Annotated in this window: 13 protein-coding genes and 1 pseudogene; 9 read left to right on the plus strand and 5 right to left on the minus strand. The window is 64.8% G+C overall.

Features of this window, described 5'->3' with window-relative positions; genetic code table 11:
- Nucleotides 1-3: 3 nt before the first annotated feature.
- Nucleotides 4-897, minus strand: a complete 894-nt coding sequence (locus tag D5S18_RS04810) for a dihydrodipicolinate synthase family protein (protein ID WP_120038357.1) — start codon at nucleotides 895-897, stop codon at nucleotides 4-6.
- A 246-nt stretch (nucleotides 898-1143) separates the two neighbouring features.
- On the opposite strand from D5S18_RS04810, the gene abaF reads away from it, so the two are divergent.
- Both abaF and D5S18_RS04820 read left to right on the plus strand, forming a co-directional pair.
- A complete protein-coding gene (gene abaF, locus D5S18_RS04815; RefSeq protein WP_120038359.1) occupies nucleotides 1144-2499 on the plus strand; it encodes a fosfomycin efflux MFS transporter AbaF in 1356 nt (451 codons plus the stop codon).
- A gap of 262 nt (nucleotides 2500-2761) precedes the next feature.
- Nucleotides 2762-3853: a 3-oxoacyl-ACP synthase III family protein gene (locus D5S18_RS04820; protein ID WP_120038361.1), complete on the plus strand. Its 1092-nt coding sequence runs from the start codon at nucleotides 2762-2764 to the stop codon at nucleotides 3851-3853.
- 1 nt (nucleotide 3854) lies between these two features.
- Here the strand turns inward: D5S18_RS04820 and D5S18_RS04825 are convergent, their stop codons facing one another.
- Both D5S18_RS04825 and D5S18_RS04830 read right to left on the minus strand, forming a co-directional pair.
- Nucleotides 3855-4277 (minus strand): tautomerase family protein, encoded by a 423-nt coding sequence (locus tag D5S18_RS04825; protein ID WP_120038363.1) that lies wholly within the window; start codon nucleotides 4275-4277, stop codon nucleotides 3855-3857.
- 14 nt (nucleotides 4278-4291) lie between these two features.
- On the minus strand, nucleotides 4292-4990 hold the full coding sequence (locus D5S18_RS04830) for an SDR family oxidoreductase (RefSeq protein ID WP_120038365.1): 699 nt from the start codon (nucleotides 4988-4990) through the stop codon (nucleotides 4292-4294).
- A 170-nt stretch (nucleotides 4991-5160) separates the two neighbouring features.
- Here D5S18_RS04830 and D5S18_RS34745 point away from each other — a divergent pair, with 170 nt between their 5' ends.
- From D5S18_RS34745 to D5S18_RS04840, 3 genes are all read left to right on the plus strand, one after another.
- The gene (locus D5S18_RS34745) at nucleotides 5161-5298 is read left to right on the plus strand and encodes a hypothetical protein (protein WP_158607797.1); all 138 of its coding nucleotides are present in this window, start codon (nucleotides 5161-5163) and stop codon (nucleotides 5296-5298) included.
- Nucleotides 5291-6259, plus strand: a complete 969-nt coding sequence (gene nrdF, locus D5S18_RS04835; RefSeq protein ID WP_120038367.1) for a class 1b ribonucleoside-diphosphate reductase subunit beta — start codon at nucleotides 5291-5293, stop codon at nucleotides 6257-6259. Before D5S18_RS34745 ends, nrdF begins: the two co-directional genes overlap by 8 nt.
- A gap of 92 nt (nucleotides 6260-6351) precedes the next feature.
- Nucleotides 6352-6810 carry an iron chaperone gene (locus tag D5S18_RS04840; protein ID WP_120038369.1) on the plus strand — a complete coding sequence of 153 codons (459 nt, stop codon included), beginning with the start codon at nucleotides 6352-6354 and terminating at the stop codon, nucleotides 6808-6810.
- Nucleotides 6811-6879: 69 nt separating this feature from the next.
- Here D5S18_RS04840 and D5S18_RS04845 read toward each other — a convergent pair whose 3' ends face one another.
- Nucleotides 6880-8100: an ATP-binding protein gene (locus D5S18_RS04845; RefSeq protein ID WP_120038371.1), complete on the minus strand. Its 1221-nt coding sequence runs from the start codon at nucleotides 8098-8100 to the stop codon at nucleotides 6880-6882.
- A 273-nt stretch (nucleotides 8101-8373) separates the two neighbouring features.
- On the opposite strand from D5S18_RS04845, the pseudogene D5S18_RS04850 reads away from it, so the two are divergent.
- Nucleotides 8374-8653: pseudogene (locus D5S18_RS04850) on the plus strand (alcohol dehydrogenase); the annotation flags it as partial.
- A 447-nt stretch (nucleotides 8654-9100) separates the two neighbouring features.
- Here D5S18_RS04850 and D5S18_RS04855 read toward each other — a convergent pair.
- A complete protein-coding gene (locus tag D5S18_RS04855; RefSeq protein ID WP_120038373.1) occupies nucleotides 9101-10192 on the minus strand; it encodes an asparagine synthase-related protein in 1092 nt (363 codons plus the stop codon).
- A gap of 183 nt (nucleotides 10193-10375) precedes the next feature.
- On the opposite strand from D5S18_RS04855, the gene prpD reads away from it, so the two are divergent.
- From prpD to D5S18_RS04870, 3 genes are read left to right on the plus strand one after another with little or no spacing between them, the layout of a single operon-like run.
- On the plus strand, nucleotides 10376-11878 hold the full coding sequence (prpD, locus tag D5S18_RS04860; protein WP_120038375.1) for a 2-methylcitrate dehydratase PrpD: 1503 nt from the start codon (nucleotides 10376-10378) through the stop codon (nucleotides 11876-11878).
- Nucleotides 11878-12792: a methylisocitrate lyase gene (gene prpB, locus D5S18_RS04865; RefSeq protein WP_120038376.1), complete on the plus strand. Its 915-nt coding sequence runs from the start codon at nucleotides 11878-11880 to the stop codon at nucleotides 12790-12792. The genes prpD and prpB overlap by 1 nt, the downstream gene beginning before the upstream one ends.
- The gene (locus D5S18_RS04870; protein ID WP_120038378.1) at nucleotides 12792-13916 is read left to right on the plus strand and encodes a bifunctional 2-methylcitrate synthase/citrate synthase; all 1125 of its coding nucleotides are present in this window, start codon (nucleotides 12792-12794) and stop codon (nucleotides 13914-13916) included. Before prpB ends, D5S18_RS04870 begins: the two co-directional genes overlap by 1 nt.
- Nucleotides 13917-13925 lie beyond the last annotated feature (9 nt).

A 13925-nucleotide genomic window follows, 5' to 3' on the forward strand; every position in this document is an offset into this window, starting at 1 on the left:
CGACTACCGGTAGCCCTTGGCGAGCACATCGCGGGTGTCGGCGGCGATCTTGGCGGCCAACTCCGCTGCCAGCGGCACCCGAGGCGGCCTGCACACCCCGCCGGTGCGTCCGGCGAGATCCATGGCCAGTTTGATGGCGTGCACGAATTCGGTCTTGGAATCCCAGCGCAGCAGCTTGTGCAGGTCCCGGTAGAGCGGGAGCGCTTTGTCCAGGTCGCGATTGATCGAGGCGTTGTACAACTCGACCGTGGCGCGCGGTAGCGCGTTGGTGTAGCCGGCCACCCAGCCGACCGCGCCCGCGATGCCCAATTCGACCACCACGTCGTCGGATCCGATCAGCACGTCCAATTCCGGTGCCAGTTCATGGGTTTCGTAGATGCGTCGGACATCGCCGGAGAACTCCTTGACGCCGACGATCAGCCCTTCACCGTGCAGTTCGGCCAGGATGGCGGGGGTCAGGTCGATGCGGGTATCGATCGGGTTGTTGTAGGCCACGATCGGCAGACCGACGGCCGCGACGGTGCGGTAGTGGTCGAGGATCGCCTCGCGCCCGCCGCGATAGGTGTTGGGCGGCAGCAGCATTACCGCCTGCGCGCCCGCCTCGGCGGCCTGTTCGGCCCAGCGCCGCGCCTGCAGCGCGCCGTAGGCGGCGATACCGGGCATGACGGTGAAGCCGTCCGGTGCGGCCTCGACGGCGGTGCGCACCACGCGGGCGCGTTCGGCGTCGTCGAGGGTCTGATATTCGCCGAGTGAACCGTTGGGGCTGACACCGTGGCAGCCGTTATCGGCGAGCCACCGCACATGCGCCGCATAGGCGTCGTAGTCGACCGAGTAGTCGGCGGCGAAGGGCAGTGTCGTCGCGACCAGGACGCCGTGCCACGGCTTGCTTTCCGGCATTGGGGACCTCCATCGAGAAAGGACTCATCGAGAGAAAAGAACTGGATGCCACGCTGTGAGGTGTGACATTGCACTGAATGTAGCGAGGAGATCCGAATCACGCAAGGAGTCTTGCGTGATCGACCCCACCTCCCTACAGTGCAATGTCACACATCACTGAAGGGCCACGGTGCGGCGTCGAAACCGCCCGCGGCGTTCGGGCGGGCGCAACGCCGCCCCGCCCGATCCGGCAAGAAGGCAGCAAGCATGACCACTGTCGACAACAGCGCGCCACCCCAAACCGGTAGCGCGACAACCTCGGGACTACCCCGCATCGTGGCCGCGGCCATGGCGGGCGCGGTCGCCGAGTGGTACGAGTTCTTCCTCTACGGCACCGCATCGGCACTGGTCTTCGGGCACGTCTTCTTCCGTGCGAGCGGCAATGCCATCGACGGTGTCATCGCCGCCTTCGCGCTGTACGCGGTCGGCTTCCTGGCCCGACCGATCGGCGGCCTGATCTTCGGACACTTCGGCGACCGGATCGGGCGCAAAGCGCTGCTGCAACTGAGTCTGGTGATCGTCGGCATCACCACCTTCCTGATGGGCTGCCTACCCACCTACGGCGCCATCGGCATCTGGGCGCCAGTGCTGCTGGTGACGCTGCGACTCATCCAGGGCTTCGCCTTCGGCGGGGAGTGGGGCGGTGCGGTCCTGCTGGTCAGCGAACACAGCCCGGATAACCGGCGCGGCTTCTGGGCCAGTTGGCCGCAGTCGGGCGTGCCGCTGGGCAATGTGCTGGCAACCGTTGTGCTGCTGGTGCTTTCGGCGAACCTGACCGACGCGCAGTTCCTGTCCTGGGGTTGGCGGGTCGCGTTCTGGCTCTCGGCGGTGGTGGTTCTGGTCGGATACTGGGTGCGCTCCAGCGTCGACGACGCGCCGATCTTCCTCGCCGCGCAGGCCAGGGCCGAGGAGGATCGCAAACACGCGCTCGGTATCGCGGAGGTGCTGCGCCACCACTGGCGGGCGGTCCTGATCGGGATCGGGGCGCGGTTCGCGGAGAACATCCTCTACTACACGGTCGTCACCTTCTCGATCACCTATCTGAAGCTCGTCGTCAAGGTGGACACCGCGCCGATTCTGGCCCTGATGCTGGGCGCGCACGCGCTGCACTTCTTCGTCATTCCGGCGGTGGGGCTGCTCTCGGACCTGTACGGGCGCAGGCCGGTGTACCTGACCGGCGCGGTGCTCACCGCGGGTTGGGGATTCGTGGCCTTCCCGATGATGGACACCGGGAACTACGCGCTCATCATGCTGGCCATCACACTGGGGTTGATCATCGAATCATTCACCTACGCACCGTATTCCGCGTTGATGACCGAGATGTTCCCGACGCACGTGCGCTATACGGCGCTCTCGTTCTGCTATCAGGTGGCGCCGATCATGGCGGGTTCGCTGGCTCCGCTCATCGCGGTGAGCCTGCTCAACAACTTCCATTCGTCGGTGCCCATCTCGTTGTATCTGGTGGTCGCCGCCGTGATCTCGGTGGTCGCGGTCGGGTTGGCCAAGGAGACGGCGGGCAAGTCGCTGCACCGGGTGGACGAGGAAGCGCGTGCCAAGGGGTGAACATTCGGTATACGGGTGCTCGGGGATCGGGCGGGCAATTGGGTTAACTGTTGGCAATAGGAACTCGAAAAGGGTTGCCTGCCAGTGGAGTTCCGGATAGTGCGGGGTCAGCGCCGCGATTCCGCGTCGGTGAATGCGCGCCGATGGCTAGAAGAAAGTTTGCTGGGGGGACTGGAAGCAAACCAGACGGTCGGGCTAATCTATCGGCGTCCCGGTCCGCGGATTCGGGACGCGTGATTCAGCTACACAGGCGTGGAGAAATATGAAAGTCCGGATCGCCGGAGTCGGCGCGTCGGTGCCGCCGCACATCGTCTCGAACGAGCACCTGCTCACCCTTTTTCCCGGTCCGCGCCGAATGCCGTGGACGGCAGCCGATTTCGAAGCCAAGACCGGCATACGGGAACGACGATTCAGCGTCGAACTCGATCTCGCCACCGGCTACCCGATCCTGCCGCCCGGCTACGGCGAACCGCCCGGCCCCGCCGGTCTGCTCGCCGAGGGCGCGGTGCTCGAGGCGCTGGCCACCGCGAACACCGATCCCACCGAACTGGACGCGCTGATCTACGGGTCCGCCACGCCGGACCGGATTCGCTTCGGTGATGACGCGCAACTGCTGCACCACCGACTCGGCATGCGACCGGACGCACCCGTCGTCCACATCGACGTGGGGTGTGGCGGTTCGATTTTCGGCTTGCAGTGGGCCAAGGAGATGATCCTGTCCGGTGTTCGCCGCCGGGTGGCCGTGGTCATGGTCCAGGTGGTCTCCCCGGCGCTCAACCGCGAGATCTACAGTGGGGCACTCGATTACGACGGCCGCACCAACGAGGCATTCCTGACCGCGCTGCTGTTCGGCGACGGTGCGGGCGCGGTGGTACTGGAGCGCGCCGAGGACGGCGAGTCCGAAATGCTCGCGGCCGTCGCGCGCAACGAGCATTTCGAGATCGCCGTGCAGGAGGGCGGCGGCAATCTGCGCCCGCCGGGCAGCGCGAGCGCCTCGGACTTCGCGGTGCACATCCTCGGCAAGCGAGTGGCCGACGCCTATGCGCCGGTGCTGCGCGGATCCATCGAAGAGGCTCTCGCGCAAGCAGATTACGGCATCGACGCCATCGGGCGGTTCTACTTCCATCAGTCGAATCTGCGCCTGGTCGATCAGTTGACCGAGGAACTCGGGGCCGATCCCGCGCGCGTCGCGATCAATGTGGATCGGTACGGCAATACCTCGGGGGCGAGCACGCTCATTCTGCTCGCCGAGGAGGTGCGCTCCGGGATGGTAGCCCTCGGGTCGGGAGTTCCGGTCGTCCTCGCGGCTGTCGGGGCGAATCTCCAGTACGGGGCGCACGTCCTGCGGCTGTGAATCAATAGGGGAGCGGTCTGTGCTCTTCGGCCCAGAGTTGTTCGGCGGCACTGCCCTGGTCCGGAGGCCACAGTCCGTCGATCATCCACAGGTCGCGTTCGGATTCGGTGATATTGAATTCCCAATACAGGCCGCGATCGGCGGTGTAGGGGCGGATGAGATCGGCGACGCGTTCGGTCATCCGCTTGCGCATCTCCGCGCCGACGGCCTGGCGGGCCAGATGGTCGACCACGACGCGCACCGATCCGGCCGACGGCTTGCCGCCGACGAAAAATGAGGACGTCGGAACTTCGTGGAACAGGACCACCACGTAGAAATCCGGCAGGCCGACGCGGGTGTAGAACGCGGTGACGGTATCGGCGAAATCCTGTTTGTCCTGGTCGGAGTAGGTATCCACGGGGTGGTAGATCTGCCACAGCGGCATGATCGGGGTCCTTTCTAGCGGGTGGACAGGGTCAGTGCCTCGACCGGGCCGGACAGCGCGGCCTTGACCCTGCGGGTGAACTCGTCGACCAGAACCTCGCTGCGGTTGTGCTCGAGCCCGTCCGCGACCGCCGCGGCCACCTCGGCGGGACTGATCTTCTCGACCGGGAAATCGCGGACCATCTCGGTATCGGCGAATCCGAGATGCACACCGACCACCTGGGTGTGCTGACCGGCCAATTCCAGTCGCAGCGAATTGGTGATCGACCAGAACGCGGCCTTCGACGCACCGTAGGCCGCCGCGCCCGCCGACCAGGACAGGGCCGAATGGATGTCGACCAGCGCGCCGCCGCCGCGCGCGGCCAGGACCGGCGCGAAGGCGCGGGCTACGAGCAGCGGGCCGAAGACGTTGGTTTCGAAAGTGGCTCTGACATCCGACATCTCGGCCGTGAGCAGTGGGGCCGAGCGCAGAATGCCCGCATTGTTGATCACGATGTCGACATCGCGGGCATGTGCGGCCAGCGCCGCGACCGAGGCGTCGTCGGTGACCTCCAATGCCACCGGTTCGATGCGTGGATCTGTGCTCGGTTCGGGCGTGCGGGCGGTGGCGTACACCTTGGTCGCGCCGCGCCGCAGCAGTTCCCCGACGAACGCGCGGCCCAGGCCGCGCTGTCCGCCGGTCACCAAGGCGACCGAGCCGTGGATCTTCGTCATGGCATCCTCCGAGTCTTGTTGTAGCGCAATGAATCTGCTTGTCGGGTCCCGTATTCGTTTGCCGGTTCGCGATGGTGCGGCGACGATGTAAAGATTACTATCATCAACTATAGCCAGAGTGCAAGTGATTGCTTTCGCGGTGAGGTGGCGTCGCAGGCAACGGTGAGATCATGGAGTTGCACGTCATACCCGATTACGTCGATCGGCCGCGGTCGCCGGTGGACCGGAACAATGTCGCGGCCCGCTGCACCGCCGCGCGCGTCCGCCACCTGAGCGGCCGGGCCGAGCTGGGAGGACGCGATGAGTGACAAACTCGTCGATCGCGTGCACGCGATCAACTGGAATCGTCTGCCCGACCCCAAGGACGCGCAGGTCTGGGACAGACTGACCGGCAATTTCTGGCTGCCCGAGAAGGTCCCGCTCGCCAATGACCTGACGAGTTGGGCGCGGCTGAGCGAGGCCGAACAGAAGATGACCATCCGGGTCTTCACCGGCCTCACCCTGCTGGACACCGCGCAGGCCACCGTCGGCGCGGTCGCCATGATCGCCGACGCGCGAACCCCGCACGAGGAGGCCGTGCTCACGAATATGGCCTTCATGGAATCGGTGCACGCCAAGAGTTACAGCTCGATCTTCTCCACACTGTGCTCGACGCGGCAGATCGACGCCGCCTTCGAATGGTCCGAGGAGAATCCGCATCTGCGACGCAAGGCGGGGATCATCGTCGACTATTACCGGGGCGATGACGCTTTGAAGCGCAAGGCGGCCTCGGTCATGCTCGAGTCATTCCTGTTCTACTCCGGCTTCTACCTGCCGATGTATTGGTCGACCCGCGGCGAACTGACCAATACCGCCGACATCATTCGCCTGATCATTCGCGACGAGGCGGTGCACGGCTACTACATCGGCTACAAATGTCAGCGCGGACTGGCCGAACTCACCGCCACCGAACGCGCCGACCACCACGCCTACACCGTCGACCTGCTGCACACCCTCTACGACAACGAAATCGACTACGCCCACGACCTCTACGACGAGGCAGGATGGACCGAGAGCGTCCTGCCGTATATGCGCTACAACGCCAACAAGGCGCTGGCCAACCTCGGGTACGACCCGGTATTCCCGGCCGATACCTGCCGCTTCGATCCCGCCATCCAAGCGGCCCTCAACCCCGGCGCCGAGGAGAATCACGATTTCTTCTCCGGCTCCGGCAGCGCCTACGTCATCGGCGCCCACCAACCCACCGAGGACAGCGACTGGGCCTTCTGAACCCGTTCGCCACACCGATCAGTTTCGAAGAAGCCGCTCGGCGCTTCGGCTCCCTAGCATGAGATTCGTCCCCGAATCCGAGAGGAGCCGAGATGTCCGCACAAAAGGGAGCGCCCGCGGCGAAGAAGTCCGCTGTGGGATTCACCGCCGAGGAACGCGCCGCGATGAAAGAGCACGCCGAGGAATTGAAGAAGTCCGCGCGACGCGGACCGGACAAGGCGGCCGACGCGGCCGATCTACTCGCCAAAATCGCCGAAATGGGTGATGAGGACCGCGCCATGGCCGAACGCGTCCACGCCATCATCACCGCCGCCGCCCCCACCCTCGCCCCCAAACTCTGGTACGGCATGCCCGCCTACGCCAAAGACGGCAAAGCCGTCTGCTTCTTCCAACCCGCCGCCAAATTCAAGGCCCGCTACTCCACCCTCGGCTTCAACGACACCGCCACCCTCGACGACGGCCCCATGTGGCCCACCGCCTACGCCCTGACCACCCTCACCCCCGCCATCGAAGCCGAAATCGCGGCCCTGGTGAAAAGAGCCGCAGGCTAGGCGTGCCTCCGCCTTCGCCGCGGCGCTGCGCGGGTTCGAGTGCGGCTGCGTGGACTGCGCCCACCAGGCCTATTCGGGCGCCGAGCACCCCCACAGCGCGCTGACCGGCACAGCCAGCATTTTCGGCCCGAACCGCAGGGTCTGCGCACCCGTGTGCAAGACGATGCCGACCCGAAAACTCTCGCCCAGCCGCTCGGCCAAATGGCGCAGGCCGCGAAAATCATTGGCGCCGACGGACGATGCCGCCTTCACTTCGATACCGACGACTTCACCGGGCCGGTTCTCGAGAACCGCGTCCACCTCGACCTGATCCCGAGTGCGGTAATGGAACAACTCGGCGTCCTCGTCGGACCAGGTGAGCTGCCGAGCCAACTCCATCAGGACAAACCCTTCCAGCAGCGGCCCGAATTGGCCCGTCGGGCGGAGCAGGCTGCGCGTGTCCGCGCCGAGTTGATGTGCCGCGATACCCGAATCGACGAACGCGAGTTTGGGGGAGGTGGTGACACGGTTGCTGACATTGCGCGACCAGGCCGGAATTCGCTTGACGAGAAAAACCTCCTCCAGCAGCGCCAGATAACGCTTGACGGTGGAGGCTGCCAATCCGAGCTCATTGCTCAATGTCGGTATCGAGAGCAAGCCGCCGGAGCGAGCGGCCAACATGCGGACCAGATCGCGCATCTGCGCGGTCCGCTCGATCTCCGAGAGCTGTTGGACATCACGCGCGATGAGGTCACCGACGTAGGAATCGAAGAAGACGCGCCGTCTGCGGTCAGTGGTGCGCGCGATCGCTTCCGGGAACCCGCCGCGAATAAGCCGGTCGGCGTATTCGGTGCGCGAGACCATCGAATTGTGGTGCAGGCGATCTCCGTACGCGAAGGCGGCATCGATGAATCGGTCGGGCGCACCATCGATCTCACCCTGGGAGAAAGGCCACAGTTCGATCGTTTCCATGCGTCCGACCAGCGTATCCGGCAGCGAACGCAGGCCGAGTACTCGCGCCGACCCCGTCAGCAGGTACTGCCCTGGCCGAGGATCGATATCCACCCGCGCCTTGATCGACAGCAGCAGTTCCGGTGCGCGCTGAATCTCGTCGATGATCATCGGCCGCGGGAAGTCGACGAAGCCATCCGGATCCGCCAATGCCGCCTGCCGCATGTACGCGGTATCAAGATCCCGCCATTCGGCCTCGCAACTCTTCGCGACGAGTCGGACAAGGGTACTCTTCCCGCACTGCCGCGCACCATTGACCAGCACCACCCGCGTATCTCCGAGCGCTGCGCGCACAGACATCTCCGCATGACGAGGAAGCGCAGGTCCGAGCATGGTCTGCAAGGTTTCCTCCTGGCATAGTCGAACATTTGCTGGTTGATCTGCCGCTGCCAACGTGGTTGATCTGCCGCTATCCTACTGGGCGATCCGCCGCAAGGTGGCTGGTTGATCTGCCGCTGCCCTCGTGGTTGATCTGCCGCTGCGCTCCATGGCTCCCGCAAGCTACGGCGATCGTCGACTTTGCTACGGGACGTGCCCTTCAGGGCGATCCATTGCGCATCTGGTCGCAGATGAGGCGGGACCGTGGTCGTCACCGGACTCGCCGATCCGGCCAAAGCCATCATCCATGTGTCGGGCACGATGCTGACCCTGAACGAAAAGACCATCAAGGGTTCACTTTTCGGCTCCTGTAACCCCGCAGTACGGCATTGTCCGGCTGCTGTGCCTCTATGAAACAGGGCAACTCGAACTCGATGAACTGATCATCACCTGCTACCGCCTCGAAGACGTGAATCAGGGTTACATGGATCTGCGCAATGGGAAGAACCTTCGCGGGATCATCGTGCACGATTAATAGTGAATTGGCGCTGACCAACGTTCGCCCCGCTCGGGAAGATGCACCAGGCGGGGCGAAGTCGTGTTCTGTGAGCGGACCGAGGAGCTGAATTGAATTGCCGCTGATTCACATTCGAGCCATTTGGAGTCTACGCTACCGGCGCTCCAAGGAACTGTCACTGGGATTGCTTGTGTTGCAAAGGCTCTGGTGAATGAGGGTAAGGTGGCGATACCTCCAGTCGAGGGACGATGAACAGAATCCGGATCGCGGGTTCATCGTGCCGAGGAAGGAGGTGGTGGGGAATGGCTAAACATCGCAAGAATCTGCGAAGGCCCCGGTCGACTATGGACTGCTTCTTGTTGATGCAGCCGTGGTCGCCGGGGCCATGATCGCGGTTCGCTGGGTGTTTGACAGCTAACCATCAGGTGGGGTGTCGTGAGCCATACGATGCCCCACCGCCCAGCATCACTTGCGTGACGAGGTCGAGTGTACAGGGTCGTAGTGCGGCGACACCACTGATCTGTCGGCGGTCGCCTCGGAGGATTCCGGTCCGGAGGCGAGAATCGACAGGTATAGGCGGTTCGCGACCGATTCCGGATCTTCGACCAGTGGATTCGAGTAGGTTCCGGCTCCGGGGAGTCCGGCGGCGTGGTTTCGGGCGGCGTCGAAAAGTCCGGCCATGATCCCCGATGATCGTTGCAGCGGCGATTTTCTTCCCAGGGCGAGATGTTCTGCTCCGCTGGGTAATTGCGCGGCGCAAGCCATTCGTAGCGCCAGCTTGTCTACGTACTGTCCGTCGTACTGCCCGAAAAGCGCAGTGGGGCCGAGTGTTTCGGAGATGCGCCAGAATCGCACCGTCTGGAAGAAATGTATGAATCGATCGGCATATGAATCCAGCAGTGCTGGATAGAAGTTCGGAACGAGTCGCAGATATCGGCAGTTGGCGGCGCTCTGGGTGCGAATCCGCTGATCGAGTTCTACTCGGGCCTTGGGTGATTCGGGCGCGTGGGAAAGGGGATACCCGCCGCAGAAGAACGTATCCGCCACACATCCGGTGAGAATCGGCCCGAGATCCGGGATTCGATCGAGGCAGGCCCTTGCGGCATAGAGGGGGATACCCGCCGTGACCTCCCAGAGTTCACAGGTGTCGATCCGCCGGGTGATCTCCTGCGCCAGTTCGACCACCTCGCCGGTCGACAGCTTGATCACCTCGTGTTCCAGCCCGAGTGCGTGCGCGGCCTCGATGGCCGCGGACTCATCGGTGCCCGCCTCGGCGACAACGGTGATCGCGTGGGGGCGAACTCCCGCGCCCACCGCCAATGCCGCAACGAAGATGGAATCGACGCCACCGCTGAGCAGTAGGGCGGGCGTGCCGCGAAAGTGGCCCAGCAGTGCCCGCATTCGCGATCGGGCCTCGGTGTGGATCAGTTCGGCGGCGACAATCGGGTCGGTGACCGTCCGGATCGCCGGATTCGGTGTGGCGAGCTCGTCCAATAGGTCGGCCACATACTGTATCGGCTCGAAAGTCTGTGGCGCAGCGTCGATTCGACTTGTCATGCCTGCTCCGAAGTGGTTCGTTCCCGGACTTGAGCACTAGAGCACCGAGCGAGTCTACGCAATCTTCGCACAGACGCGGCAATCACTCCGCAAGAATCGGCATTTGCGGTGGATATCGCCACAGTAGACTTCTGTGTAGCGTGCGAATCGACCGGTTGAAGTCGATCCGAGAGGCCCACACTTGTGAAGAATCATCTCGTCCGCACCCACCGTTCGGCGGAGAGCTTCCCACGCGAGGAGCATCTCGCATGGCGAATCGCCGAGGTCGCCGCGGATCCCGTCGAGGTGGCTCCGGAGACGGCGGAGATGATCGTCAACCGGATCATCGACAATGCGGCGGTGGCCGCGGCCTCGATCACCCGGCGGCCGGTCGCCAATGCCCGCGCCCAGGCGCTGGCGCATCCGTATCGGCCGGGCTCGACCATATTCGGTGTCGGCGGTTCGTATTCGCCGGAGTGGGCGGCGTGGGCCAATGGTGTCGCGGTGCGCGAGTTGGACTTTCACGACACCTTCCTGGCAGCCGAGTACTCCCATCCGGGCGACAATATTCCGCCGATCCTGGCGGTCGCGCAGCACTCGGGTCGTTCGGGTCGCGACCTGATTCGCGCTCTGGCAACGGGTTACGAGATCCAGATCGATCTGGCTCGGGCGATCTGCCTGCACGAGCACAAGATCGACCATGTCGCGCACCTGGGTCCCTCGGCCGCCGCAGGTATCGGCACCCTGCTGGGCCTGGACACCGAGACCATCTATCAGGCCGTCGGTCAGGCACTGCACACCACGACCGCGACCCGCCAGTCCCGCAAGGGCGAGATCTCGAGTTGGAAGGCGTACGCACCTGCCTTCGCGGGGAAGATGGCGGTCGAGGCGGTTGATCGCGCGCTGCGCGGTGAAGGTGCGCCCTCGCCCATCTGGGAGGGGGAGGATGGTGTGATCGCCTGGCTGCTCGGCGGCCCGGACAAGGAGTACTCGGTCCCGCTGCCCGGCCAGGGCGAACCCAAGCGCGCCATCCTCGACTCCTACACCAAGGAGCATTCGGCCGAATACCAGAGCCAAGCCCCGATCGATCTGGCCCGTCGCCTGCGCGAACGCATCGGCGATCCGGACCGGATCGCGTCTATCGTGCTGCACACCAGCCACCACACCCACGTGGTGATCGGCACCGGATCCAATGATCCGCAGAAGTTCGATCCCGAGGCTTCGCGCGAAACCCTGGATCACTCGGTCATGTACATCTTCGCGGTCGCGTTGCAGGACGGGACCTGGCATCACGAGCGGTCCTACGCGCCCGAGCGCGCTCAGCGCCCGGACACCGTCGAGCTGTGGCGCAAGATCTCCACCGCCGAGGATCCGGAGTGGACCCGCCGCTACCACAGCACCGATCCGAACGAGAAGGCGTTCGGCGCGCGCGCCGAGGTGACGCTGAAAAGCGGTGAGGTCATCGTGGACGAGCTCGCGGTGGCCGACGCCCACCCGCTGGGCGCGCGTCCCTTCGCTCGCGACCAGTACATCGCCAAGTTCCGCACCCTCGCCGAAGGTGTCGTCGCGCCCGCCGAACAGGACCGCTTCCTCGAGGTCGCCCAGCGCGCCGCGGAATTGTCGGCCGCCGAGCTGTCCCAGCTCACCTTTGCCGTTTCCGGCGAGGTGCTCGCCCGCGCGCCGCGGCTCCCGAAGGGTTTGTTCTGATGAGCGGCCTGCTGGGATCGGCGGTCTCCGCCGCCGACAAGCGAGCCGCCTTCCGCGCGGGCCTGATCTCCGGCCGTATCCAGCGGCTGCCTGGTGCGTTCAATCCGTTGGTGGCCAGGCTGATTGAGGAGATCGGCTTCGAAGGCGTCTATGTGTCGGGCGCGGTGCTCTCGGCGGATCTGGCGCTGCCCGATATCGGGCTCACCACCCTCACCGAGGTGGCCGGGCGCGGACAGCAGATCGCCGGGGTCACCGATCTGCCGGTCCTCATCGATGCCGATACCGGCTTCGGCGAGCCCATGAGCGCCGCCCGGACGGTGACCGTCCTGGAGGACGCGGGTATCGCGGGCGCGCACCTGGAGGACCAGGTCAACCCCAAGCGCTGCGGACATCTCGACGGCAAGGCCGTGGTGCCGACCGCGGATATGGTGCGTCGCCTGCGCGCCGCGGTCTCGGCGCGCCGCGACCCCGGTTTCGTGATCTGCGCCCGCACCGATGCCGCCGGTATCGAGGGCATCGACGCGGCCATCGAGCGGGCGAAGGCGTATCAGGACGCGGGCGCGGATCTCATCTTCACCGAAGCCCTCGCAGATGCGGCGGATTTCGAGAAGTTCCGGGCCGCGGTGTCGATTCCGCTGCTGGCCAATATGACCGAGTTCGGCAAGTCCGAGCTGCTGCCCGCCCGGACGCTGGAATCCATCGGCTACAACGCCGTCATCTATCCGGTGACGACGCTGCGGCTGGCGATGTGGGCGGCCGAGTCCGGACTGCGCGAGATCTTCGAAAAGGGCACGCAGGCGGGACTTCTGGACCGCATGCAGCACCGCAGCCGCCTCTACGAGCTGCTGCGGTACGAGCGATACAACGAATTCGATTCCGACGTCTTCAATTTCACCCTCGGAAGGAATCAGTGATGACGGAGCCCGCGATACCGACCATCCACAAGGGTCTCGCCGGAGTCGTCGTCGACACCACTGCGATCTCGAAGGTGGTGCCGGAGACCAACTCGCTGACCTACCGCGGCTACGCGGTGCAGGATCTGGCCGCGAACTGCACATTCGAGCAGGTCGCCTACCTGCTCTGGTACGGGGAACTGCCGAGCCGATTCGAACTCGAGCGGTTCTGTCAGCAGGAGCGGGCCTCGCGGCGCGCGGACCGCTCACTGCTGACGTTGGTGGCCAAGCTGCCCGAGAACTGTCATCCGATGGATGTGGTGCGCACCGCGATCAGCTACCTCGGCGCGGAGGATCCGGCCGAGGAGGACCATTCGCCGCAGGCGAACCGCGCCAAGGCTTTGCGCATGATGGCTGTGCTGCCGACCATCGTGGCCGCCGACCAGCGTCGCCGTCGCGGCCTGGATCCCATTGCGCCGCATTCGCATATGGGTTTCGCGGAGAACTTCCTCAATATGTGTTTCGGGAAGGTGCCCGCGCCGGAATTGGTGAAGGCGTTCGAGGTCTCGCTGATCCTCTACGCGGAGCACAGTTTCAACGCCTCCACCTTCGCCGCGCGGGTGGTCACCTCGACGCTGTCGGATATCTACAGTGCCGTCACCGCCGCAATCGGCGCGCTCAAGGGTCCGCTGCACGGCGGGGCCAATGAGGCCGTCATGCACGACATGCTCGAGATCGGTGATCCGGAGCGGGCCGAGCAGTGGTTGCGAAACAAGCTGGCCGACAAGAAAAAGGTGATGGGCTTCGGCCACCGGGTCTACAAGAACGGTGATTCGCGCGTGCCGACCATGAAGCAGGCATTCGTCGAGGTCGCCGCTGCTACCGGTGGTCAGAAGTGGGTGCGCATGTACGAGGTGCTCGAGCGCACCATGGTCGAGGCCACCGGTATCGAACCCAATCTCGACTTCCCGACCGGCCCGGCCTACTACCTGCTGGGTTTCGATATCGAGGTCTTCACCCCGATTTTCGTGATGGCGCGCGTCACCGGCTGGACCGCCCATATCATCGAACAGGGCGCGTCCAACGCGCTGATCCGCCCGCTGAGCGAATACGTCGGCGTCCCACCGCGTTCCGTCGTCGCCTGAGTTGACATC

The organism is Nocardia panacis, assembly GCF_003598715.1.
Taxonomy (GTDB): domain Bacteria; phylum Actinomycetota; class Actinomycetes; order Mycobacteriales; family Mycobacteriaceae; genus Nocardia; species Nocardia panacis.

Bases quoted from the DNA above. Each gene is read 5' to 3' on its own strand.
- D5S18_RS04810 (WP_120038357.1), bottom strand. From the start codon at position 897: ATGCCGGAAAGCAAGCCGTGGCACGGCGTCCTGGTCGCGACGACACTG.
- abaF (WP_120038359.1), top strand. From the start codon at position 1,144: ATGACCACTGTCGACAACAGCGCGCCACCCCAAACCGGTAGCGCGACA.
- D5S18_RS04820 (WP_120038361.1), top strand. From the start codon at position 2,762: ATGAAAGTCCGGATCGCCGGAGTCGGCGCGTCGGTGCCGCCGCACATC.
- D5S18_RS04825 (WP_120038363.1), bottom strand. From the start codon at position 4,277: ATGCCGCTGTGGCAGATCTACCACCCCGTGGATACCTACTCCGACCAG.
- D5S18_RS04830 (WP_120038365.1), bottom strand. From the start codon at position 4,990: ATGACGAAGATCCACGGCTCGGTCGCCTTGGTGACCGGCGGACAGCGC.
- D5S18_RS34745 (WP_158607797.1), top strand. From the start codon at position 5,161: ATGGAGTTGCACGTCATACCCGATTACGTCGATCGGCCGCGGTCGCCG.
- nrdF (WP_120038367.1), top strand. From the start codon at position 5,291: ATGAGTGACAAACTCGTCGATCGCGTGCACGCGATCAACTGGAATCGT.
- D5S18_RS04840 (WP_120038369.1), top strand. From the start codon at position 6,352: ATGTCCGCACAAAAGGGAGCGCCCGCGGCGAAGAAGTCCGCTGTGGGA.
- D5S18_RS04845 (WP_120038371.1), bottom strand. From the start codon at position 8,100: ATGTCTGTGCGCGCAGCGCTCGGAGATACGCGGGTGGTGCTGGTCAAT.
- D5S18_RS04855 (WP_120038373.1), bottom strand. From the start codon at position 10,192: ATGACAAGTCGAATCGACGCTGCGCCACAGACTTTCGAGCCGATACAG.
- prpB (WP_120038376.1), top strand. From the start codon at position 11,878: ATGAGCGGCCTGCTGGGATCGGCGGTCTCCGCCGCCGACAAGCGAGCC.
- D5S18_RS04870 (WP_120038378.1), top strand. From the start codon at position 12,792: ATGACGGAGCCCGCGATACCGACCATCCACAAGGGTCTCGCCGGAGTC.